Raw genomic sequence first — 23,317 nt, forward strand, 5'->3', positions numbered from 1 at the left:
GGCCAACCCAGCTGACCAGTTAGCAGCGCTAAGTCCCTGTTGCCATCGCTTCCTCCTTTCCTCACCCACTACTCCCCAGACCATGCAAGTGCTAAACTCCCCTACTCAAACCTCTCCCAGCTACGCCACTCAGGAACCGTTCCTGATTTTCGACAACCTTTCTAAGGTCTATCCCACTCCCACCGGCGATTTTGTCGTGCTCGATGGCATCGACCTGGCCATCAACGAAGGCGAGTTTGTCTGCGTCATTGGCCACTCGGGCTGCGGCAAATCGACCCTGCTGGATATGGTGGCCGGGTTTCGCCAGCCCACCAACGGCGAAGTGCGTCTACAAACCCAGGCAATTCAAGCCCCCGGCCCCGATCGCATGGTGGTGTTCCAAAACTACTCCCTGCTGCCCTGGCTCACCGCCTACGAAAACATCTACCTGGGCGTGAAGTCGGTGTTCCCTGGCAAATCTGAGGCGATTAAAAAGCGCATCGTCATGGAGCACTTGGAAATGGTGGGCCTGGCCGATGTGGCCAACAAAAAGCCCAGTGCCCTCTCCGGCGGCATGAAGCAGCGGGTCTGCATTGCTCGTGCCCTGGCCCTGCGCCCCAAGGTGTTGATTCTCGACGAACCCTTTGGTGCGCTGGATCCGATCACGCGGGAAGAGCTGCAAGAGGAGCTGCTGACCATCTGGCGCGACCACCAGATCACGGTGCTGATGATCACCCACGACATTGACGAAGCGCTGTTTTTGAGCGATCGCGTCGTGATGATGACCAACGGCCCCGCCGCCAAAATTGGCGAGATCATGCTGGTGCCTTTTGCCCGCCCCCGCGAGCGCGCCCGCATGATGGAAGACCCCAAATTCTACGAGCTGCGCAACGAAGCTCTAGATTTCCTCTACCACCGCCACGCCCACGCTGACGACTAGGGCAAAGTCCTATTTGGTCACTCTAATTTCTCTGACCTGAATTATTCGAGCCAACCATGGCAAGACGGGTCAGAGGCCCATCCCAAAAGGGGGCATTCAAAGTTTAGGAGGGGTTCTGAATGGATTCTTGGTGGACAGCCGGGACGGCTATCCACCAAAAAGCTGCTACTGCGATCGCAGCTCAGCTTGATACGGTTCCAAAGCTCTATCTAGCGCTGGCAAGAACGTCGGCGAGGTAAACAGCGGCTCAAAAAACTGCACCACAGGAATGTTCTCCACCCGAGGCAAAAAGTCCGAGGGATTAGGCCCATCAATGTGGCGGCTGAGCACCCCAAAGCCCAGGCGCTGGCTGCGGGGCTGCCAGCTAGGCGCCGTGCGCTGAAGCCAGTCGGTAAAATCTGTGGCCGTCTCCATGCTGGTTACGAGTTGGGCAATAATTTGGGGCTCTGGCAGAGCCTGGGCCAGGTCATCAATGTCTTCGGGCTGACTGACCCAGGCTCTTTCCAGCAGCGCTTGGCGCTGAGCGGGGGTTTGCCAGGCGAGAATTGCGTACTTGGCCGGGGTTTCGGGCCAGGGGCTGACGTCCACAGTTTGTCCTTCAGCTAGGCTCAAAAAGCCCTGTTGGAGGTCGCCGCCGTTGGTCTGCCAGTCTTCGGTTGCCCCGGCCAAGTCGCCGCGCCACCAGCGCAGACTGCCCCGGCCCTGGTGCAAAAAGCCGCTCAAAGTGGGTTCTTTGGCCTGCTGGATCAGTTCGTCGTAGCGCTGTTCAACCTGGTCGAGCACGGCTGAGTAGACATCGGCAAATCCCTCCACTCGCCACAGGGGGCTAGTTATCAGGGCGGGATGGCGGATGGCCTCCAGGGCAAAGGCTTCGGTGGCGCAGTCGCGGTTGCCAGTTTGCAGGCAAGCAAATCCCAGGCCGAAAAACACGCCCATCTTGGCAGGCACCAGGGCGATCGCCTCCCGAAACGATGCCTCAGCCTCATCGAACTGGCCCTTTTCAACCTGAAGCCATCCCAAGTTCGAGTGGCCAAACTCCTGATAGGGCACCGTCTGGTTGCCGGCTTTAAACCAGGCGATCGCGTCGTCGAGCAGCACCTGGCGCAGGGGTGGGTTAGCGGCCGATTGCAGGGCAAACTCGCCCAGGTGATAGCCCAGCTGATAGGGGTAGTAGGGCTCCCAGGGGGCCAGATTGTGGGCCTGCTCAAGCTGGTTGGCAAAGCGATCGATGTCGGCGGGCTCGGCGGTGAGCGCCGAAAAGCCACTGCTGGCGGTGCCCCAGGCGCGGTGGGTGGGCACCAGCCAGAAGGTCATGGCCAGCGTCAGGCCCAGGCCCACCCCGGCCAGCCAGCGGTGACGACGGGGCGGCGCAGCAATGTCCTCAGTTGTGGAAACGGGGTTAAAGGCGCGAGCCAGCACGGCCAGGTAGAGGGCGAGGGTGCCTGCGATCGCCGGAATGTCCAACTGGTAGTCGGTCAGGCTGATCAGCCCAAAAGCAAACAGTCCCGCCAGCAGGCTCCACACCAGTACTGGGGGCAGCCGACTGGGGGTGTCCTGCGCCCCTTGCCGCATCCACCGTACCGTCAGCAGCACCAGCACCAGCACCAATGCCAGCGCTACAGCGATGCCCCAAAGGCCCAGCTCACCCCACAGCTGCGCCGGGGTGCTGTGCAGCTGAAACTGTAGCTCGGCATCACGCCCGGCCCAGTGGGGGCGATATTTCTGGTAGACCAGCGGCACGCTGCCCGGCCCCACCCCAGTAAAGGGACGGCTCAGGCCCATGCGCCATCCCGTAGCGTTGGTCACCGCTCGGTAAGACAGTTCTCCTCCGGCAAAGTTGCCCTGGGCCACGCTGCCTAGCACCTGCCGCAGCCGGGGGTTAGCGAAAATTCCCAATACTCCTAACCCCAGGGCGGTGCCACCGATCGCCAGAGCCAGGGGCCGAGGAAATCGGTTGTAGAGCAGGGAAATGCCCACCGCGATCAATCCAGTCACCATCAGCGCCAGCCAGCCGCCGCGCGAGCTAGTGGTGTAGAGGTTGAGCAAGCCGAGCACCATACCCACCAGCCATAGCCAGCGTCGCCAGCCCCGATCGCTCCAAGCCAGCCCTGCCAATAATGGCAGCACCAGCACTAAATAGCCCGCCACGTAGTTTTGGTGGCCAATGGGCTGCCAGTTGCGCAGGCTGGTGAGGCCAAAGTTAAAAGCTTGGTTGACGCCGTAACCCTGAAGCGTTGCCAACCGGGCCAGCTCAGGCTGATAGATCTGCGTGGTCCACAACACCAGACTGAGCAGGATAAAGGCCAGACCCAGGTAGCCCTGAAACCGCAGCAGGGTGTAGAAACGCTGGGAATGGCGAAGCCAGCTGCCCAGAGCGTAGAGGGTGGCGATCGCCCCCATCGCGGCCCACCCATACCACCGCGCCTGGGCCGGAAATTCTGCCCCCAGCGTAGAGACTACCAGCCCAACTACGGCCAGCAGGGCTACCCAGTCAAACCCATTCCCAAGTTTTTTGAAAGGGCGGTGCCACAGTTGCCACAGCAGCCAGAGCATGGGTAGAGTCAGCCCTACCTGCCACAAAAATACCCAGGGCCAAGCCACTATCAGGGTGCTGCTGCCCGGTAGCAGGGTGAAAACGGTGTAGAACGCCCCTATGAGCAGGGCTGATAGAGCGCCATCGCTGGGGTCTTGGGCAGCGGGCTTGGGTTTCGGGAGGGCATCCTCAGTCATGGCTTGGGTAGATGGGTAGGGGGTAGATGGGTAAGGGGTGGATGGGTAAGGGGTGGATGGGTAGGGGGTGAGCAGGCGGTGCCCTGACCCCGTTTGCAAGCGCTTAGCTTTCCTAGAGAAATAGGGATGGGGGCGGCTAGAATGGCAGGCTGTTCGTCAAACTAATCTAAACTCGCGAGGCGAAAGTGGTTGTGGGTAGGGTGGGGTAGCTTCAGGGCCTCGGTGCGCAGGGCTTCGATGCGGCGATCGAGGGGCAGAAACTCCCGCGGCCAGGGGGGGAAGAGGTTGAGCTTAGCTACCAGGGTATAGCGCTGGAGGTTTTGCGGCGCCAGCATGAGGGTAATTTGTTTGGCCTGGTAGTTGCGGTAGGCAAAGGTGAGCGACCCTCGATAGCCCTCCTCTGGGTTGGTGACGATGGCAGTTAACCACAGGCGCAGAGGTTGAGTGCTCAAGCTTTCTTCAATCAACAGAGCGTCTACATCGGGTGGGCCATCCTGAGGCTGAGTTAGAGGAGTGAGGGGGTAGGTGTTTGGGTCAAGCCAGGCGGCGAGCAGCCTCAGCTCGGGGCTCTGCTGCCCTAGGCGCAGTTGGTTCGCGATCGCCTCTAGGGCAGCATCAGGATCAGAGTCGGCCAGCAGCAACCCCGAAACCACAGGCCGCAGCAGGTTGGGATCGACCTCAATCAGGGGTTGCTCGGTCCACCAGGCGAGCAGGGCACGGGTTTCGTAAAGGGTGGCAAAGCCGGGAGCACCAGGAGCGACAACCGCGAGTAGGGCATCGTACTCAGCTAGGGTAGCCTGCACAACGGAGGCATAGATTGCCTGATAGGGCGCGGCCTTCCACTGGGGATAGGTCAGCGCAGCGGGGTTGACCAGGGCTTCTAAGGTGAAGGCAGCAATGGCACCTGCTTCGTTCCCCGTCTTCAGCAGCAGATCGCCCAGCAGCCAGTATCCGTAGTGGCGGTGACGCGGCATGAGCTGCACGGCGCGGGCGGCATAGGACAGGGCGGTAGCGGGGTCAGTAGTTTGGTGTAAAACGGCCAGATTGTGGTTAAACCAGGCATCGTTGGGAGCGGCCTGCTGGGCTTGGTGAGAGTAGTCAAGCAGCAGCGATCGCACGTTATCTTCAGCGTCAGAGCTGCTCAACACCTGATCTAGACCCCATAGCGCCTCACTGGCCACCGCCGAGGCGGTCGGATCCCAAGGGCTGAGGCGGTAGGCCTTGTACCAGCGCGTGTCAGCCAGGTTGAGCCGCTGGTTGTAGAAGGCTCTGTCGGCCAGGGCACTGTAGGCCACGGTGAGTGTAAAGGGTAGCCATAGGGTCAACAGCAGCCCCAGCCACAAAGCAACCGCCAGACGCGATCGCCGTCTGGCATCCTGCCCCAAAGGTGTAGCTGTGGGTAGATAGCGAGCGCCCAACGCCAGCAGCACCACCACAATTCCCAGCAGCACGCCCGCGATCGGGATATTCTCCAGTTGGTAGTCGGTCAGACTAGAGACTCCGTAGGCTAGCAGGCTGCCGCCAATGCCCCCCAGCAGCGCCCGATCCGCGGGCTCAAGCGGCTGCCGCCAAAGCCCGATCCACAAGCGCAGAACAAGCACAATACCGACTAGAAATAGTCCCAACCCGACCAACCCTAGCTCTCCCGCAATCTGTACCGGAGTGTTGTGGAGCTGCTGAATGTGTTCCAAGCCCGCCCCGGTTTCGATCGGGCGATAGAGGTTTGACACTCGACTCATGACGCCGGGGCCAACCCCAAACAAGGGGCGATCGCGCAGAATATTGCCGCCTAATCGCAGCATAAACCAGCGATCGAGGGTGGGGCCGTCGGTAATACCGCCCGCGCTAAACCAGGCGCGAATGCGGGGATTGCTAGCTAGGGCCAACCCCAGCGCCACCGCCCCCCCTAACCCGGCCAAACCCCAGCGCCAGCGCTGGGAGGGTTTGAGGTCTCTAAAGCGGCTCAGCCAAGTGACCAGCAGCCACACCACTAGACCTAACGCTGCCCCCCGCGACCCGCTGACGTATGACGCCACCAGTATCAGCCCAGCGGAAGCTATCCAAATTCTTCGCAGCCAACCCGTTGTGGCCACTGCCGCCGCCACCGCCAGAGGCAGCATCAGCACAAAATAGCCTCCCACAAAGTTGTGGTGCCCCAGAGGCTGATGGTTACGCAGCGCCGTCAGAAAACTATCTGCCGCCCACATAGTTCCATCGGGTCGCCACAAAACCAGGCTCACCACTGCGGCCCCGGTTGCCACCACGACTAGCCCCCACCACAGCCGTAAGCGGCTCAGCCAGCTACGGTCAACCACATTGCGGTAGAAGTACAGCACCGCTATGTAGGTCACCACCAGGCTGACATTCCAAAACGCCACGCGGGGAAAGGGCGATACCAGGGCCGACAGCCCCAAGATGATGCCCGTGCCCAGCGCCACCCAATCTAGTCCATAACCCAAGGCGTAAAATGCCCGTTCCGGTTCTGAACCCGATGCTCGTTCTGCCTCAGTTCTCCAAGGCTCTGGGCAACGCAGCCGCCGCCACAGCCCTACTAGCAGCGCCACGCCGCCTGCCTGCCACAGCAAGATCCAAGCCCAGCCCACCATGCGGTAGTAGCTCAGGGGCAGCCAGCTAAAGATCAGTAGCACCAGTCCTCCAGCCAGCCAAAAGCCGGGCTTTTGGCTGGCCCAGCCCCGACGATGGCTAACTCCCGAGTCCATCGCATCGCCAGAATCCGGTGCCCCTGACGTTGGGGATGAACCAGCGGTCAATAGGCCCCCTTCCCCCAAAGCACAATGCCCAGGGTGGCGGTGAGAATCTCTAAATCGAGGTTTAGCGACCAGTTGTCGATGTAGTGCAGGTCGAGGCGGGCCACATCATCAAAGGTGTCGATGTCAGAACGGCCCGAAATCTGCCATAGCCCCGTCACTCCCGGCAACACCTGGTGACGAATGTTGTGCCAGCCGTCGAACTTGGCCACATCGCGCACCGGCAGCGGACGCGGTCCTACCAGGCTCATCTGGCCGCAGAGCACATTAAACAATTGGGGCAGCTCATCGAGACTGGTGCGGCGCAGCAAGCGACCCACCCGAGTAATGCGCGGGTCGTGCTTAACCTTAAAGAGCACCCCATCTGCCGACTCGTTGTGCTGCTCTAGCCCGGCCTGGAGCCGAGGGGCATCGACCACCATAGTGCGAAATTTCCACACCTGGAAGATGTTGCCGTGCAGGCCTACCCGCTCCTGGCGAAAGAATATCGGCCCGGCTGAGTCGAGGCGAATGGCTAGAGCAATGCCCAGCAGCACTGGCCCTAAAGCGATCACACCCAGGCCCGCTCCCAGATAGTCCATCCAACGCTTGAGGCGGTAGTCCCAGCCACCCATCAGGGGAGCATCGAGGCGTAGGGTGGGCAGGCCCGCTACGGTTTCGGGGGTGCCCCGGCGGTAGAGCATATCCCGACTGGTGGGGAGCAGCTGCATGGCGATGCCCGCCCGCCGCAGCTTCCAGTACAGCTCAGAGGCCAGGTCGGCAGAGGGAATGCTCTCAGCCAGCACCAGGGTGGCCCCGGAAGCCACAATTGCCTGGTAGGTGGTGGCCGAGTTGGCAGTAGTGGCCAGGGCTGCCCCAATTACCGGCACTTGGGCTCGCTGAGAGAGCACATCAGCTAGGCGCTTGAGGCGAGGGGCTGGAGCAATCAAAAAGACTGAGGCGGGCACCTTGGCCCTAGTGAGAGGGCGCAGCAGCAGCGTTGCCACTAGCCGTAGTGCTACCACCAGCCCTACCCCGCTGAGCCAGGCCGAGAAAAACAGCGATCGCGGCAAATCCAGCTTGGGGTCATAGAAGTACATCACCACCAGCGCACCCAGGTACACCAGACTGAGCAGCTTGCCCGCCCGCAGGTGCTTTTGCGCCTGGGATTTAGTGTCGTAGAGCCCGCCGTAGGCAAACAGCCCCACAGCGCAGGCCACCAGCACCCAAAATGGGCTGGGCAGCCCCAACCACACCCACCACACCAGCTGGGGCGGAATGGGCGAGAAAAATTGGTTGAGCGATCGCGCAATGTGCCACGACAGCCCCAGAGCAAGAATATCCGTAGCCAGCAGCACTAGCGCCCGCCGCCCCGAGCCAGCAAAGGCATCGCGTAGCTGAAATCTAAGCCCTCGGGGGGCGCGAATATCTTGGCGGTGGCGGGGCCGCTGTTGCATCACGGCGGGTACGGCACGGTGACATTGAATAACGGGGGCCATAGCAGGGGGCAGACGCATAGGGATGAGGTTGCCCTAGTATTCCGCAATTGTGCTGAGAATCCATCATTCGAGAATGGGTTTGAGGTGCCAGGTACAGGGTTTAAGGGACACAGCAGCCGTAAACCCTAAACCTTAAACCCTGTACCCGTTTCCCTGCCCCGCGCTCCCCACAGCCGATATCTAACCACCTGCGCTCCAAACAGCAGCACAAACATAGGGTTATTGACGAGATAGCGCTGCCACAGACGGCGCGGTTCCTGGCCAAAGCGGTAGAGCCACTCTAGCCCCAGGCGCATCATCCATCGAGGTGCCTGGGAGACATCGCCGCTAAAGAAGCTAAAAGCCGCGCCGACGCCGATCATCACGGCGTTGACCTGGCCCTGGTGGCGGTGCATCCACTGCTCTTGCTTAGGGCAGCCCAGGCCGACAAACACCACTCTCGCCCCCGACTGGTTGATGCGCGCCACATCGGCAGCGGCTTCTTCGGTCGAGAGCGGGCGAAAGGGTGGAGCATAGGTGCCCGCAATCGGCAGACCAGGGAATTGTTGCTGGAGGTAAACTGCCATCTTCTCCAGCATCGGGACGGTGCCACCGTAAAGGTAGATCGGCAGGCCCAGCTGGGCGGCGCGATCGCACCAGGCCAGCATCAAATCAGGCCCGTAAACGCGGCTCTGGCCAGGTGTCCCGAGCAGCCGCAGCCCCATCACCAGGGGCATGCCGTCGGACGTGACCAGGGCGGCGTCTTCGAGAATGCTTTGGTACTGCGAGTTCCAGTAGGCAGTCATCACCACATGGACGTTAGCGGCGACCACGTAGCACGATCGCTCGGTGGTAGCCCAGGTTTGAATGCGATCGCAGGCATCCTCGTAGCTGGTGGCATCCACCCGAGTTTTAAGAATGCGCCTGGCTTGAAGCACTGGCTCTGTCATGTTAATGACCCTTGCATAGCACCTATTCTATCGGGGTCTGAGGTCTGGCTCCCTTGGCCTCACGCTTGTCTTTCACGTAAATGCCGTTCTGGCGGCGCTGGAGATCAAATAAGTCGGTGGCGTCTACTAGAGTGCTGAGCTTGGCGTAGCCATAGTTGCGCGGGTCAAAAGAAGCTTGGTTAGAGACATGTATTCCAACTACAGCCAGGTTTGACCAGCCGTCCTCATCTTGGGCAGTGGTGACGGCGCGGCGCAGCAGACTGACCAGCTTGGTATCCTGCCGCAGTTCCTTAGTGGTTTTCTTAACGCTTTCGACAGGTTTAGTAGAGCCAGCATCGGACTCTTGACCTAGGTTTTCTAAGTAGAGAAAGGTTGAGCAGGCGTAGACAAAGGGTTTAGGAGTTTTCTTTTCGCCGAACCCATAAACCCTTAAGCCATCGGTCAGAATCCGCATCACCAGCGGAGTGAAGTCGCAGTCGCTGGTGACTATGGCAAAGGCGTCGAGGTTGCGGGTATAGAGCAGATCCATCGCGTCGATGATCAGCGCTGCATCGGTGGCGTTTTTGCCTTTGGTAAGGTCAAACTGCTGTACCGGGCGAATGGCAAACTCGTGAAGGTTGTCTTCCCAAGATTTGAGAGCGGGGTTTTTCCAGTTGCCGTAGGCGCGGCGGGTGTTGGCGACACCATACTTAGCGATCTCTGCCAAAATTGCCTCAATTTTCGCCGCTGGTGCGTTGTCAGCATCAATCAACAGGGCAATTTTGGCTTCCGACGACAGCATGGCTAATTGAACCCCATGACTATTGAATAGATGAACAGGACTAATTTTTGAGGTTGTTTATCACTTTTGGAATAAGATTTTTTAGCTGAGGAATGTCTATCTGAACTGCTTGCCAAATGATTTCGACGTCTGTATTAAAGTAATCATGAATTAGCTTGTCTCGCATACCTGCTATGTCACGCTAGGGAATTTCAGGATGATCTTGTCTGATTTCATCAGGTATGCGCTTGACGGCTTCGCCAATAACTTCAATGGCCCTAGAAACTGCAAAGAATTTCTCTGTGTTCTGAGAAAAGGCTGCAAAATCAATGCCTGTTGTAAATTGTTCGATCGCAGCGATCGCATCCAAAATATCCTGTAAGTAATCCTCAACTTGGCGTTTGCTCACACGTAGATCACCTCTGCCAATATGCGTTCCCCCAATCGAGGCTTGAGCCCACGCTTATGCACTAGGTCAACCTTGATGCCTAAATTGTCGCTGAGATAGTTCTCTAAATTGATAAATTTCAGCAGGCTAGGAACCTCAGAGAACTCTACCAGAACATCCACATCGCTGGTTTCTGTTTGCTCCTGCCGAACGTAGGAGCCAAAGACTCCCAATTCACTAATCATGTAACGTTCTTGTAGCAATGGCTTGTGTAGCACGAGCCAGCGCTGAATATCTTCGAGAGTTTTCATGGGTACTCTACGACCTGTTCAATAGGCTAAGCATAGCGATTTTCGAACGAGGGCATTCCCCTAATCTCTGCGGGGGGCGAGGCCGAGCTGGCCCTGAAACTCCATGTGGTTGGGGGTGAGGGCGGTGGTAGCGCTGAGGCTGCGCAGGCTGCCGAGGTAGGGTTTGGCGACATCGAAGCTGGGGTCGTCGTGGAAGCCAAACACCTCATAGGCCAGGGCTAGGGTAGCGCCCACATTCAGATAAAAGTAGCCATTGTTGGGAGTGGGGAATGTCGCCGTCGCCTCATCAAATAAGAAAAAGTCGGCGAGGGGGTCGTGGGGTGAGGGGGCCAAAACACTGGCCATGGGTACTGCGCCAGAGGTAATAGCCAGGGTATCGTCGGTGACCCAGCCGTGGCTGCCCACGCTAAGGTCGGGCACGTAGTCCCCGCTCAAGCTAGAAAACAGCTCCCAGCTGGTGGCGGGCTGCTGATTGACGATTCTAGGGTTGACGGCCAAGCCAACGTTGGGCAGCAAGTCATCCACTGCGGCCAGGGTGCGGTCGGCGGTGGGGCGATCGCTGGTTTGCAACAGCAGCCCTAGCCCCGCGTACTGCAAGGGGCCACCCTCAGTGGGAAAGGCAGCGATCGCATATTCCCCGTCCATCCAGCCAAAGACATCGTCGTCGAGATCGAGCCCGGTGAAGAGGGTGAACCCAGCGCGTACCGTAGCTAGCCCATCGCGGGTAAAGTCGCTGGCCTGGTCTAAAATGCTGGCCACAGTGCGCCAAAAGCCCGCGATGTTGCGGCCACTCATGACCACAAAAGTCGAGGCAGGCAGTAGCTCTAGGGGGCTGTCGGCGTTGGCCACGGTGGGAGTAAGGCCAAAGGTAAAGGGCACCGCATCGTAGTAGTAGCGGCCTCGAAACTGCATACCGGTTGCCATGGGGTACACCAGAGCCTCTAGAGTGCCGCCAAAGTTGAGCGATCGCAGGGTTTGCAACGTCTCATCATCTAGGCTGGTAGGGGGCGTGGGGAAAGGCAGCGGCAGCTCGGCGGCGGGGAGGGTGGTTGCCGAGAGGTCGTAGTTCAGCAACTCAAGGGCGTTGCCGTAGACAGCAAAGAGAGCTTGGGTGCGCTGGCGATTGGTTAGGGTGCGCTGAAATTCTCGGCTATCAGCAAGGGACTGGGCTTCACTCTGGCGCAGGCGCAGGTATTGCTCAATGGCGGCGGGGTCTTCTGCCGTAACTAGGGCGTCGGGCAAAAAAGCTACGGCTAGGCCGCTAGGGCCCAACTCTGGCATAGGCACCGGCACCTCAACTTCAAGTTCCCCCTCTTCGTGGAAAGGTTTGACGGTGAGGGGAAGCCCTATGGCTCCGTTGAAACGTAAAATTTGCGTTTGGGTGGGGTGGGCCTTCAGGGGCGCAATCTCGGCGCCTTCAGATTCAAAGCTGCTCTCATCGATAACTTCTGGTTCCGCCTCATCGTCCCAAGTACAGGCACCAGTATCGACATCGGCGGAGTCACAGGCTTCTGGAATGGCTGGCTCAGACCAATCTTCAAACTCGGGGGCGGGCCAAAAGTAGATCTCAGTGCCTAAAGCAGAGGTGAGCTCCGGGGCATCCCCCTGCAGCTCAAATAAGGTATCGCGAAAGGTGGTAAAGGCCTCAGCGTTAGCGATCGGGGCTACCATAATCGAGGCCTCAGCAATGGTTGCTGTCTCCCCGGGCTGCACCGGCAGCAGAGCCACCACGGCCGTGTCGCCGATCCACGGGGCTACCTCGCTGGCAAAGTCAATCCCATAGGGCAGGTAGGGCAACCCCGGTAGGGCTGGGGTCAGCCCCTGTTCCTCGTCCAACAGCTTAAAGAGTTGGTACTGACTAAGCTGACCCCAGGTGTCAGTAGTGGTATCAATCAGCATCACCAAAGCGGTGTTGGTGGGCAGGTGGTGCCAGCTTTCGGTTTCGGCGGCACGGGTGGCTAGTGGCGCAACGGTACTCATGGCTAGTGTTGAGCCAACCAAACCCAAGGTCAGCCGTTGCCCCACAGGCAAAATCCTTGACCATTGCGCCCACTTGTTCCAACCCAGCCCTCGGTTCCCAATGCCCATAGCTACGCAGCGCTCCAAACAACCCTTTCTATCAAACCCGAGGAGAAGAGCGATGTCTGTAAACTATGGCGGTTTATTTACGTTGCAGGCGCAGTTTCAACCACATCCACGGGTGTTTGGCCTACCGCGTAGGCCCGCAAGGCGTTGATGATGTGGATATTGGCTTTGGGGAAGGGAAATTCTTCAATGGCGTCGAGGGTGACCCAGCGCACCTCGTCGCACTCGATGGGCTGGGGGTCACCGCTCAGATGGGTGCAGTGGTGCACGTTGAGGGTCACTTTGAAGTGCGAATAGGCGTGGGTGACGGTGCAGAGGCGATCGCCCACCGCAATCTCAATCCCCAGTTCTTCTTGAATTTCCCGCGCAATGCAGGCCTCAATTGTCTCGCCGGGCTCGATTTTGCCGCCGGGAAACTCCCACAGCCCGCCCAGTAGCCCTTCTTGCTTGCGGCGATCGATCAGAATTTGGTCTTGCCCATTCCAAATCACAGCGACGCCAATTTGCTTGTGGGGCAGGGGACCTTTGGTTTCTGACATGGGCAGCTCCGATTGAATATTGCGATTATAGGCTTGGCAGTGGGCCTGCCAGGGGCAGCGATCGCACTGAGGATTGCGCCGCGTACAGAGAGTTGCACCCAGATCCATCAACGCCTGGTTAAAGTCACGTGGGTTCTGAGGATCAAGCAGATGCTCCGAAAGCACCCACAGATCCTTCAGCGCCTTGGCTGGGGGCACCGGCAGCGCCACCAGCCGGGCCAGCACCCGTTTCACATTGCCGTCGAGAATGGCGTGGGGCAGATTAAATGCTGAGCTGAGAACGCCCCCCGCCGTAGTTTTGCCAATACCAGGGAGCGTGGTAATGGTGTCAAAATCTTGGGGAATTTTACCCCTGTGCTCCGCCGCAATGCGCTGAGCGGCCTGGTGCAGGTTGCGGGCGCGGGCGTAGTAGCCCAACCCTTCCCAGGCTTTGAGCACCGTTTGCTGATCGGCGGCGGCCAGCGCCTCCACGGTGGGGAACTGCTCTAGCCAGCGCTGGTAGTAGGGTAGCACCGTCTTCACCTGGGTCTGCTGGAGCATGATCTCCGAGATCCAAATGGCGTAGGGGTTGTCGATATTACGCCAGGGCAGGGTGCGGCCACAGTCGCCATACCAGGCCAGCAGCTCCGCTCGCAACGCCTCAACAGGAAAATCCGGCCAGGGCAGAGTCGCCAGGGCCGGATTGGGGGAAAGAGGGTTTAGAACCCTCCTTTTGCTCGTTGTGTAAGAACCCTCAGTATCGCGCGCGGTAGAACGGCGATGGCCAAAGGAGGAATCGAAACTTGGCTGATCCGCTAGGACGGGTGGTTGACTAGGGCTCACTCAATCTCAGGGGCAGATTCGGCCGACATCAGCGAGTCCTCGAAGGCCATGCGCTGTTCGGCACCCCGCAGAAAATACCCGCTCATCATAGCAGAGGCCAGCAGACGACCCAGGCTTTCGCGGTTAGTGGTGATTTCTACATCGAAGTGCTGAGAAGGCAGCCCACCGAGCAGGCCGATAATGTTGTGTTCCATCATCTGCTGCACTTCGGTAGAAGCAGGATTGGAGAGCTGGGCAATCGTCTCAGGGCTCATGCCATGGACGTACTGCATGAGGGAGTTGGGATGCTCAGAGGAGTTTTTGAAGCCGTTGAAAAGGTCTTGGGCTTTACCGGAAGAATTGCTCACAGGAGATACCTCGCTTGGCTAGCAGTGTGCGTGCGGCCTGGGTTTATCGAATTGAGCTGGATAGGGTTATTGTTCCCCATTGGGATTAGAACCCTAACGTTTTGTTGTCTAGATCACTGTTGACTATCTACATGGAGTCGCTCAGTCATTCCTGAAACCCATGTAACTAAGTTAACAGGCTAGGTTTTGTTGCTGGGTAGGCAGAACCGTACCACTAGTGGAGAGGTTTTGCCCTGAAACGGCCATGGGATGTTTCTCCATAGATAGATGTCTGGGTCAACCCTAGGGTTCAAGCTGAAGCAAGACTTTCCACGGGTATTCCATCTAACTGAGAATCCTAGCCCAGGTTACTGAGACCAACCGTTCAGTAGAGCATGGTTTGGGATGAGGCTAGAGTCGGAATACTCTCAGGAAGGTTTTAGACACGTTAAGGTAGTCATCATTTTGTGGCGAGTGCTATCTGTCACAATTGCCAGCAATATCCCCCAAAATCCCCAAAATGACGCTTTCTTCACCCCTTGCACCACCTCAAGACGTCTCAGCCGCCACTGATCTAGTTGCTCAATATTGGGCTGTGCGCCGCCTCAGCGAGACCCTCTGTGAACCGCTCGAGATTGAAGACTATGGCGTACAGAGCATAGCCGATGTCAGCCCTCCAAAGTGGCATCTAGCCCACACCAGCTGGTTTTTTGAGACCTTTCTGCTGCGCCCCCACCTCGCAGGCTACCGAGAATTTCACCCTGGCTACGGCTACTTGTTTAACTCCTACTATGAGGCGATAGGCGATCGCCACCCTCGACCCCAGCGCGGTCTGCTATCGCGCCCCACGGTAAAAGAGGTCTACGAGTATCGCGCCCATGTGGATGCAGCGATGGAAAGGCTGCTATGCAGTCGCGCCGACCATCCCGCCGTGGCAGAACTCACCACCCTTGGCCTGCACCATGAGCAGCAGCACCAGGAACTCCTGCTCACCGATCTCAAATACAACCTAGCGATCAACCCCCTACGCCCCACCTACCGCTCAGATGTCGCTTTGGGACAAGCTGACTCCTCACCACCGCTGGCGTTCGTAGATTTTCCCGGCGGCCTCTATGACCTTGGCCATCAAGTTTCTGGGTTTGCCTTTGACAACGAAAGCCCAGCCCATCGGGTCTATCTCCAAGATTTTGCTTTAGCCAACCGCCTCGTCACCAACGGCGAATATTTAGAATTTATTGCTGACAAAGGCTACCAGACCGCTGCCCACTGGCTAGCTGAGGGCTGGGCCATGGTGCAGAGCGAAGGCTGGCAAGCGCCTTTGTACTGGGAGCAGCGCGACGGGGAATGGTGGGTGTTTACGCTGGGCGGCATGCAGCCCGTGAACCCAGCGGCACCGGTATGCCACCTCAGCTACTTCGAGGCCGATGCCTTTGCCCAGTGGCGCGGCGATCGCCTCCCCACCGAAGCCGAATGGGAAGTGGCCGCCGCCCAGATGCCCGTACAAGGCAATCTCCTCGCCGCTAACCATCTGCACCCACAACCCGCATCTGCATCTCACAACCTTCAGCAGCTCTACGGCGATGTCTGGGAATGGACCCAGAGCGCCTACCTGCCCTACCCCGGCTTTCGCCCCGCCCCCGGCGCCGTGGGAGAATACAACGGCAAGTTCATGTGCAACCAAATGGTGCTGCGCGGCGGCTCCTGCGTCACTCCGCCCGGCCACATTCGCCCCAGCTACCGCAATTTCTTTCCGCCCAGTGCTCGGTGGCAGTTTAGCGGCCTACGGCTAGCGAAGGGGGTAGATGGGTAAATGGGTGGATGGGTGGATGGGTTAAATTTCAAGCCAGTACCCTCCCACTCATCCACCCTCCCTCCCACTCATCCACCCTCCTACCCATCCACCCTCCTACCCATCCACTCCCCCATCCCCCCATGCCCCCTACCTTCCAAACCAAGCCCTCTCCCGTCAAGCTCTACGACTTTCACCCCCCTGTGGAAGACTTTCGCAGCGCAGTGCTGCGGGGTCTGAGTCAGCCGCAAAAGACGCTGTCTCCTAAGTTTCTCTATGACAAGCGGGGGTCAGAGTTATTTGACGCCATTTGTCAGCTGCCAGAGTATTACCTGACCCGCACCGAAATGCAAATTCTGCGGGACAATGCCGAGGATATTGCAGCGGCATTGGATCGTCGTGCTCTCGTCGAATTGGGCAGTGGCAGCAGCCAAAAAATTCGCATTTTGCTGAAGGCAGCGCCCCAGGTGACGACCTACGTGGGGGTCGATATCTCGCGGCAGCATCTGCAAGAGGCCTGCGCGGCACTGATGGGAGATTTTGAGGGATTGGATGCGATCGCCGTCTGTGCCGACTACACTCAACCTCTGCCTATCGCTGCCATCCCTGAGCTACAGAACCGTCCCACCATCGGCTTTTTTCCCGGCTCTTCCATTGGCAATTTGGAGCCGACCGAGGTGATCACTTTCCTCAAAACCGTGGCGGTGCTGGGTGACTTGATTGTTGGCGTAGATCTAAAGAAATCCGCCGCCATTCTCGAACCCGCCTACGACGATGCTCAAGGGGTTTCGGCAGCCTTCGCTCTGAATGTACTGGAAAGGATCAACCGAGAACTGGGGGCCGATTTTGACCTGGCCCAGTTTGGATATCGGGCGCACTACAACGAGGCCCAAGGACGGATTGAGATGGCGATCGCCAGCCTCTGCGACCAAACCGTGCGCCTAGGCGATGCCGAAATTTCCTTCCAACCGGGCGAAACCCTGCGCACTGAGCACTCCTATAAGTACACGGTGGATGAGTTCCAGCTTTTGGCGATGGAAGCGGGTTTTCAGCCGGTACAGGTGTGGATGGATGAGCATCAGCTCTTTAGCCTCCACCACCTCAAGCAGATGTAGGACTATCTTCTGTAGAAAAAGCTTTTCTACAGGCAGCGATGCGTTGCGAAGCTGTAACCCATTTGCGCTGGCTGCAAACGCCAGTGGTAGGATGCTATCAAGCTAGGGGTGTCCGAGCAATTCGGACTGAGATCATACCCTCAGAACCTGACCTGGTTGATACCAGCGGAGGAAAGCGTTGCTTGAGGTCACGTACCGAAACGACGAGCCTATAGGCGTTCTAGAAACAGTTCTAGAACGATTAGTGCAGTATCAGCACAAAACTGATGCTCGCTAGCTGTAGCTCTATAGCGTTCGATTTTACCCGTCCTCACCTGCTCAACGACCCGCCCAGGAACGCCCTCTAGCGCCACACCGTTGTTTGTGAGGTGCGTTTTTATGACCCTTGGTGCGACAGCGATCGCTGTGATATTGATTACGGCGGCTAGCTTTACCCTGCTTGGGTTGCTACAGGCTAGCCGTCACACCATTAGCCTCGAAGATTACATGGTGAGCCGCAACAGTGTGGGCACCGGCATGGCTCTAGCGACCATTGTGGCCTCGGCCATGGGCGCTTGGATTTTGTTTAGCCCGCCCGAGGTGGGAGCCACCAGCGGCATCGCCGGAATTATCGGCTACTGCGTTGGCCAGGCTACCCCGGCGGCGCTGTTTGCTTTTATGGGTACCCGTATGCGGTTTCTCATGCCCAAGGGCCACTCGCTAAATGAGTATGTGCTGCACCGCTTTGGCAATGCCATGTATCGGCTGACGCTGGCGATTGTGGTGTTTTACATGTTTGTGTACCTGGCGGCCGAGCTGACGGCAGTTGCCAAAGCCGTTGAACTCATGGCCGGGGTGCCCCTCTGGCTCACTGCTCTGCTAGTGATCACTGCCGTGTTTATCTACACCCTAGTGGGTGGCCTGGAGGCAACAATTTTTACTGACGCCATTCAGTTTGCGGTGATTGTGCCGCTGCTGCTGCTGAGCTTTGGCATTGCGGTGTTTGCCCTAGGCGGCTGGGGAAATGCGATCGCCCCCGTGACCCAAGCTGCACCCGAATTGCTGACGTTAGCGAATGGCCCTGGCATCAAGTTTGGGGCTACTCTATTTATTGCGGTGATTGCCGCCGAAATGTTTAATCAGACCAACTGGCAGCGCATCTACGCCTGCAAGACGGATCAGGTGGTGCGGCGATCGTTTTTAGGCTCCTTCCTAGTGATTCTGCCCATGCTGTTCATTTCTGGGCTGCTAGGCATTTTGGCTATGCACTTTGGCTTCAACGACGATCGCGCCTTTTTCTCCCTCATTCAAGCGTTAGAACTGCCGGGTTGGGTGAGCATTGCGGTGCTGGTGCTGGTGCTGGCCTTGGTAATGAGCAGCCTGGATTCTTTGCTGAACGGTATCGCCAGCGTGTTTACGCCCGAGCTGCTGCGCTTTTTCCCCAGTCAATCTACCCATGGCATTTTGCGGCTGAGTCGGGTGCTGACGGTCGCCGTGGGCATTCCCGCAATTCTGATTGCGTCACGGGGTTACAACGTGCTGTACCTATTTTTGCTGGCCGATCTGGTCTGTGCCGGAGCGCTGTTTCCAGTGCTGTTTGGCCTCTACTCCAGAAGACTGACGGGCACGATGGCGTTCTGGAGTGCGGTGGCGGCGATCGCAACCGGTGCTCTGTTCTTCCCCCGGCCCGACTTTAGCCCCTGGAATGGTCTGCCCTTTGCAGGCGATCTGCTGGTTAGCTTTGCAGCACCGATTGTGGTCTCGACGCTGATTTGCCTAGCCTGGATCCAACTCAAAGCTCAGGGTGGCAAAACGAAAGTGTTTGACTTCGACATTATCAGCCGCGATATCCGCGCCTACGGGGAAAGCGACACGCTGCAGGCCGATGGTTTGAACGATACACAACGCCAAGCGAATGACCCGCTGCTATAGGTTTTCAGACCAAATCCCGAATGAATACCCCCAATCAGACCAAATCCCGAATGAATACCCCAACATGTAGTAGGGGCGTAGCATGCTACGCCCCTACGGGGTTCTTAGTTTTGTATCGTTAGCTGATGGCAGGGATATTAGACAACTACTGGGTAGAAGGAGCGGTTTCTTCGGGATGGCTAGGATGCCAGACGAAGGCGAAATAAGCTGCGATCGCCCCTGTTACAGCATTGAACCAAACGTTGTTGCCAAAGATGGGCATGATGCCGAAGAGGGTATTTGAGAGCGGTATCAACCCCATGATGGCAAGCAGCAAATAGCTAATGGCAAAGAATCGATTGTACCTAAATGCCCCTTCTTTACCTGTAGCCGAAAACAGACCAAAGCCGCCAATGGCCAGGTGAACCATATTGTGAAGCAGGTTAGTCGGAAAGAGCCCAAACAAATAGCCAAAACCTCTTAGGTAAGCAGCTATGTAAGTAGGCCCACCGCTAACTGGAATTGCGCTTGTGTCTACCGGTACACTAGCTCCCATTCCTGCGCCAGGCAGGTTGATGAGAGCAGGAATGAAACCAGCAATTCCTAAAAAGGTAAAGATGATTCCCAGTGCTAATGCACATTTTTGTTCACTGTTCATGTTGTTCATTTTAAGATACTCCGTGCGACGAAATTTTTCGACAAAACTTTCCGTAAGAACAGCAATGTCTATTACTAGTAAATAAAAGCGGTAGCTATACTGCTCCCAACTATCTAGACTGTGGAACTCGATTGGTTACTGCTTGTAGTAGCTAGCTTTTCTATCCTTCTTGCGCTCTATGCTCAAAGAAGCTTCATGGTCTCAGCTGATAGCGTCGCCGCTTTTATAGAAAAAATCGGCGGTAACACTAAGTGCATCCTAATAGCTACGCGATGCCCCTTCCTCTGACTGAAGAACTAAGTTAGTTAGCGCTTTACCTGTCAGTAGGAGTATTTATGGCTAACAGTTTTTGTCTGCGTCCTGCGTGCTGACTGTAGGGCGTCGGTACGCTCTGTGAGGAACCGTAACTAATTCGCGCTTCCCCATAGATATCAGTGGTACGATGCCAGCAAGCTAGGGGTGTCCGATCGCATCGGACTGAGATCATACCCTCAGAACCTGACCTGGTTAATACCAGCGGAGGAAAGCGTTGCTTGAGGTTATCAACCGAAACGACGGGTTAAATCGATGTTTTGGCGCTATGCCAGGGTATTGGGTGAAGATTCAGCAAACTGCTGAGCTTTGCCCGCGATTGCTCCACTCTTTTCGGCTTTACCCATCCTCCCTTGTCCGACGTGATCCACCAGGTCAGACCTCTAGCGCCACATCAGAGGTAAACCATGAGAACTGAATGGATCGCCAAGCGTCAGGGCCACACCAACGTGTCGCAGATGCACTACGCCCGCCAGGGCATCATCACCGAAGAGATGGACTACGTGGCACGGCGGGAGAACCTGCCCGCCGACCTGATCCGCGATGAGGTAGCGCGGGGTCGCATGATCATCCCCGCCAATATCAACCACCCGAACCTGGAGCCGATGGCGATTGGCATCGCCTCGAAGTGTAAGGTCAATGCCAACATCGGCGCGTCACCCAACTCATCAGATATCAACGAAGAAGTGGCCAAGTTGCACCTGGCCGTGAAGTACGGTGCCGACACCCTGATGGATTTGTCGACTGGGGGCGGCGATCTCGACGCCATTCGCACCGCCATCATTAATGCCTCGACCATCCCCATCGGCACAGTGCCGGTATATCAAGCGTTGGAAAGCGTTCACGGCAACATTGAAAACCTTACCGCTGATGACTTTCTGCACATTATTGAAAAGCACGCTCAGCAGGGGGTTGATTACCAGACCATTCACGCCGGAATTTTGATTGAGCACTTGCCTTTAGTGCGCGATCGCATTACCGGCATCGTCTCGCGCGGCGGCGGCATTCTCGCCCGCTGGATGCTGCACCACCACAAGCAAAACCCCCTCTACACCCACTTCAACGACATCATTGAAATCTTCAAGCGCTACGACGTGTCCTTTAGTTTGGGCGATTCTCTTCGCCCCGGCTGCCTGCACGACGCCACCGATGCCGCCCAAATGGCCGAACTCAAAACCCTGGGCCAGCTCACCCGCCAAGCCTGGGAGCACGACGTGCAGGTGATGGTCGAAGGCCCTGGCCACGTGCCGATGGATCAGATCGACTACAACGTCAAAAAGCAGATGGAGGAATGCGCCGAAGCGCCCTTCTACGTGCTCGGGCCACTGGTGACAGATATTGCAGCGGGCTACGACCACATCAGCTCCGCCATTGGCGCAGCGCTGGCAGGCTGGAGTGGGGCGGCCATGCTCTGCTATGTGACGCCGAAGGAGCACCTGGGTCTGCCCAATGCCGAAGACGTGCGGGCGGGGCTAATTGCCTACAAGATTGCGGCCCATGCGGCGGATATTGCTAGGCATCGGCCAGGGGCACGCGATCGCGACGATGCCATGTCCCACGCCCGCTACAACTTCGACTGGAACAAACAGTTCGAGCTGTCGCTGGATCCCGAGCGCGCTAAGGAATACCACGATGAAACTCTGCCCGCCGATATCTACAAAACTGCCGAGTTTTGCTCCATGTGCGGCCCTAAATTCTGCCCCATGCAGACCAAGGTCGATGCCGACGCCCTGACCGAGCTAGAGAAGTTTTTGGCCAAGGAGAAGGCCGCAGTATAGATCTGCGATTTGGGAAAGCCAGATTTATAATCAGGTACCCCGTAGGGGCGTAGTATGCTACGCCCCTACCCCTGGCACAAAAGATGCCGTTAAGGTAAGGGCGCAGTCTCTACGCCCGATGCGGAAAAATCGTGGGCTAAAACAGCGCTTATGATGCTTAGTGAGTAGTCATCACGGCATCGCTATGACCGAATCGGGGATTCTAAAGAACTACATCAATGGCCAGTGGGTACCGTCTGTGGCGGGGGATGTGCTCGCGGTAAACAACCCGGCCACGGGTGAAGTGCTCGGCCAGGTGCCTGTTTCTCCAAAGGATGAGGTCGACCAAGCTGCCCGTGCTGCAGCGAAAGCTTTTGAGGAGTGGCGACGAGTGCCGCCTCCCCAGCGAGTGCAACCCCTGTTTAAGCTGAAAGACTTGCTGGAAACCTACTTGGACGAGCTAGCCCAGATCATCACCCAGGAGTGCGGCAAAACCCTGGCCGAGTCGCAAGGAGAGCTGCAGCGGGCGATCGAGAACGTGGAGGTGGCCTGCGGCATCCCGATGATGATGCAGGGCACGGTGCTGGAGGATGTTGCCAGCGGCATCGATGAGTTTATGATTCGGCAACCGTTGGGGGTGGCGGCAGCGATCGCCCCCTTTAATTTCCCCGCCATGATTCCCTTCTGGTTCATGCCCTACGCCCTGGCCTGCGGCAACACCTACATCGTCAAACCCTCTGAAAAAGTACCCCTGACCATGCAGCGCATCTTCGAGCTGCTAGATCAGGCTGGCTTTCCCCCCGGCGTGGTGAACCTGGTGAATGGGGCCAAAGAAACGGTGGATGCGATTCTGAAACATCCCGCCATTCGCGCCATTAGCTTTGTCGGATCCTCCCCGGTCGCCAAATACATCTACGCTCAAGCGGCGGCCTACGGCAAGCGGGTGCAGTGCCAGGGCGGGGCCAAAAACCCGGTGATTGTGCTACCCGATGCCGATCGCGACATGACCACGCGCATTGTCGCCGATAGCGCCTTTGGCTGTGCCGGGCAGCGCTGCCTGGCCGCATCCCTGGCGGTGACGGTGGGGGACGCGACCGAGTGGTTCGCCGATGCGATCGCCCACACCGCCGCCACCCGCACAGTTGGCAATGGCCTCGACCCCGAGGTGCAGATGGGGCCGGTAATTACGGCCCAGAGCCAGCAGCGCATCGAGAGCCTGATTCAAGCCGGGGCAGAGGAGGGGGCGACCGTTTTAGTCGATGGTCGCAATGCCCAAATCCCCGATTTGGAGGCAGGCCACTTCGTCAAACCTACGGTGTTGCAGGGCGTGCCCCCTACCGGAGAAATCGCCCATACGGAAATCTTCGGCCCGGTGCTGGGGCTGGTGTCGGTGGGAACGATCGAGGATGCAATCGCCCTGGTCAACCAGAGCCCCTGGGGCAACATGGCCTGCCTGTTCACCAACAGCGGTGCCGCCGCCCGCAAATTCCGCTACGAGGCCACCGCTGGCAACATCGGCATCAATATCGGCGTGGCGGCACCGATGGCCTTTTTTCCCTTTAGTGGCTGGAAAGACAGCTTCTTTGGCGATCTCCACGGCCAGGGGGCGCACGCGGTGGAATTTTTTACGCAAACCAAGGTAGTGGTTGAGCGCTGGCCAAAGGAGTGGAGTCGGCAGTTTTAAAATCGGCGATCGCCTTATTAGTCGCTCACATTGCCCTCGAAACAGTCACTATGGCAT

Annotated in this window: 16 protein-coding genes, 1 pseudogene and 2 riboswitches; of the genes and pseudogenes, 6 read left to right on the plus strand and 11 right to left on the minus strand. The window is 57.9% G+C overall.

Annotated elements, in window-relative coordinates:
- Positions 1–82: 82 nt before the first annotated feature.
- On the plus strand, positions 83–919 hold the full coding sequence (locus H6F75_RS17630) for a nitrate ABC transporter ATP-binding protein (RefSeq protein WP_190753761.1): 837 nt from the start codon (positions 83–85) through the stop codon (positions 917–919).
- A 165-nt stretch (positions 920–1,084) separates the two neighbouring features.
- Here H6F75_RS17630 and H6F75_RS17635 read toward each other — a convergent pair whose 3' ends face one another.
- From H6F75_RS17635 to H6F75_RS17680, 10 genes and pseudogenes are all read right to left on the minus strand, one after another.
- Complete coding sequence (locus H6F75_RS17635; RefSeq protein ID WP_190753762.1) at positions 1,085–3,748, minus strand: O-antigen ligase family protein; 2,664 nt, start codon at positions 3,746–3,748, stop codon at positions 1,085–1,087.
- Positions 3,749–3,810: 62 nt separating this feature from the next.
- Complete coding sequence (locus H6F75_RS17640) at positions 3,811–6,369, minus strand: O-antigen ligase family protein (RefSeq protein ID WP_190753763.1); 2,559 nt, start codon at positions 6,367–6,369, stop codon at positions 3,811–3,813.
- A 47-nt stretch (positions 6,370–6,416) separates the two neighbouring features.
- Complete coding sequence (locus H6F75_RS17645) at positions 6,417–7,913, minus strand: sugar transferase (RefSeq protein WP_242020091.1); 1,497 nt, start codon at positions 7,911–7,913, stop codon at positions 6,417–6,419.
- A 107-nt stretch (positions 7,914–8,020) separates the two neighbouring features.
- A complete protein-coding gene (locus H6F75_RS17650; protein ID WP_190753764.1) occupies positions 8,021–8,824 on the minus strand; it encodes a WecB/TagA/CpsF family glycosyltransferase in 804 nt (267 codons plus the stop codon).
- Positions 8,825–8,846: 22 nt separating this feature from the next.
- Positions 8,847–9,605 (minus strand): NYN domain-containing protein, encoded by a 759-nt coding sequence (locus H6F75_RS17655; protein WP_190753765.1) that lies wholly within the window; start codon positions 9,603–9,605, stop codon positions 8,847–8,849.
- 40 nt (positions 9,606–9,645) lie between these two features.
- Positions 9,646–9,993: pseudogene (locus H6F75_RS17660) on the minus strand (DUF86 domain-containing protein).
- Complete coding sequence (locus H6F75_RS17665; RefSeq protein WP_190753766.1) at positions 9,990–10,283, minus strand: nucleotidyltransferase family protein; 294 nt, start codon at positions 10,281–10,283, stop codon at positions 9,990–9,992. Before H6F75_RS17665 ends, H6F75_RS17660 begins: the two are co-directional and overlap by 4 nt.
- Before the next feature lie 60 nt (positions 10,284–10,343).
- A complete protein-coding gene (locus H6F75_RS17670; RefSeq protein ID WP_190753767.1) occupies positions 10,344–12,263 on the minus strand; it encodes a DUF3352 domain-containing protein in 1,920 nt (639 codons plus the stop codon).
- A gap of 185 nt (positions 12,264–12,448) precedes the next feature.
- Positions 12,449–13,543 carry an A/G-specific adenine glycosylase gene (gene mutY, locus H6F75_RS17675; RefSeq protein WP_190753768.1) on the minus strand — a complete coding sequence of 365 codons (1,095 nt, stop codon included), beginning with the start codon at positions 13,541–13,543 and terminating at the stop codon, positions 12,449–12,451.
- Between the two features lie 182 nt (positions 13,544–13,725).
- The gene (locus H6F75_RS17680) at positions 13,726–14,076 is read right to left on the minus strand and encodes a DUF760 domain-containing protein (protein ID WP_190753769.1); all 351 of its coding nucleotides are present in this window, start codon (positions 14,074–14,076) and stop codon (positions 13,726–13,728) included.
- 499 nt (positions 14,077–14,575) lie between these two features.
- On the opposite strand from H6F75_RS17680, the gene egtB reads away from it, so the two are divergent.
- From egtB to H6F75_RS17695, 3 genes are all read left to right on the plus strand, one after another.
- On the plus strand, positions 14,576–15,865 hold the full coding sequence (gene egtB / locus H6F75_RS17685; protein WP_190753770.1) for an ergothioneine biosynthesis protein EgtB: 1,290 nt from the start codon (positions 14,576–14,578) through the stop codon (positions 15,863–15,865).
- Positions 15,866–15,987: 122 nt separating this feature from the next.
- A complete protein-coding gene (gene egtD / locus H6F75_RS17690; RefSeq protein WP_190753771.1) occupies positions 15,988–16,959 on the plus strand; it encodes an L-histidine N(alpha)-methyltransferase in 972 nt (323 codons plus the stop codon).
- 94 nt (positions 16,960–17,053) lie between these two features.
- Positions 17,054–17,150, plus strand: a riboswitch (TPP riboswitch).
- Between the two features lie 187 nt (positions 17,151–17,337).
- A complete protein-coding gene (locus H6F75_RS17695; protein ID WP_190753772.1) occupies positions 17,338–18,870 on the plus strand; it encodes a Na+/proline symporter in 1,533 nt (510 codons plus the stop codon).
- A 145-nt stretch (positions 18,871–19,015) separates the two neighbouring features.
- Here the strand turns inward: H6F75_RS17695 and H6F75_RS17700 are convergent, their stop codons facing one another.
- Entirely contained in the window at positions 19,016–19,516 is a 501-nt protein-coding gene (locus H6F75_RS17700; protein WP_190753773.1) for a DUF4383 domain-containing protein, read from the minus strand.
- Between the two features lie 436 nt (positions 19,517–19,952).
- A riboswitch (TPP riboswitch) is annotated at positions 19,953–20,049 on the plus strand.
- Positions 20,050–20,226: 177 nt separating this feature from the next.
- Between H6F75_RS17700 and thiC the strand changes: the two genes are divergently transcribed.
- Positions 20,227–21,597 carry a phosphomethylpyrimidine synthase gene (gene thiC / locus H6F75_RS17705; RefSeq protein WP_190753774.1) on the plus strand — a complete coding sequence of 457 codons (1,371 nt, stop codon included), beginning with the start codon at positions 20,227–20,229 and terminating at the stop codon, positions 21,595–21,597.
- A gap of 184 nt (positions 21,598–21,781) precedes the next feature.
- Positions 21,782–23,260 carry a CoA-acylating methylmalonate-semialdehyde dehydrogenase gene (locus H6F75_RS17710; protein WP_190753775.1) on the plus strand — a complete coding sequence of 493 codons (1,479 nt, stop codon included), beginning with the start codon at positions 21,782–21,784 and terminating at the stop codon, positions 23,258–23,260.
- Positions 23,261–23,317: the final 57 nt, after the last annotated feature.

It is taken from the genome of Nodosilinea sp. FACHB-131, from assembly GCF_014695395.1.
GTDB lineage: Bacteria > Cyanobacteriota > Cyanobacteriia > Phormidesmidales > Phormidesmidaceae > Nodosilinea.

Coding starts and splice junctions, on each gene's coding strand:
- H6F75_RS17650 (WP_190753764.1), bottom strand. CDS start 8,824: ATGACAGAGCCAGTGCTTCAAGCCAGGCGCATTCTTAAAACTCGGGTG.
- H6F75_RS17640 (WP_190753763.1), bottom strand. CDS start 6,369: ATGGACTCGGGAGTTAGCCATCGTCGGGGCTGGGCCAGCCAAAAGCCC.
- H6F75_RS17665 (WP_190753766.1), bottom strand. CDS start 10,283: ATGAAAACTCTCGAAGATATTCAGCGCTGGCTCGTGCTACACAAGCCA.
- H6F75_RS17645 (WP_242020091.1), bottom strand. CDS start 7,913: ATGCGTCTGCCCCCTGCTATGGCCCCCGTTATTCAATGTCACCGTGCC.
- H6F75_RS17630 (WP_190753761.1), top strand. CDS start 83: ATGCAAGTGCTAAACTCCCCTACTCAAACCTCTCCCAGCTACGCCACT.
- egtD (WP_190753771.1), top strand. CDS start 15,988: ATGCCCCCTACCTTCCAAACCAAGCCCTCTCCCGTCAAGCTCTACGAC.
- egtB (WP_190753770.1), top strand. CDS start 14,576: ATGACGCTTTCTTCACCCCTTGCACCACCTCAAGACGTCTCAGCCGCC.
- H6F75_RS17670 (WP_190753767.1), bottom strand. CDS start 12,263: ATGAGTACCGTTGCGCCACTAGCCACCCGTGCCGCCGAAACCGAAAGC.
- H6F75_RS17655 (WP_190753765.1), bottom strand. CDS start 9,605: ATGCTGTCGTCGGAAGCCAAAATTGCCCTGTTGATTGATGCTGACAAC.
- H6F75_RS17700 (WP_190753773.1), bottom strand. CDS start 19,516: ATGAACAACATGAACAGTGAACAAAAATGTGCATTAGCACTGGGAATC.
- thiC (WP_190753774.1), top strand. CDS start 20,227: ATGAGAACTGAATGGATCGCCAAGCGTCAGGGCCACACCAACGTGTCG.
- H6F75_RS17710 (WP_190753775.1), top strand. CDS start 21,782: ATGACCGAATCGGGGATTCTAAAGAACTACATCAATGGCCAGTGGGTA.
- H6F75_RS17695 (WP_190753772.1), top strand. CDS start 17,338: ATGACCCTTGGTGCGACAGCGATCGCTGTGATATTGATTACGGCGGCT.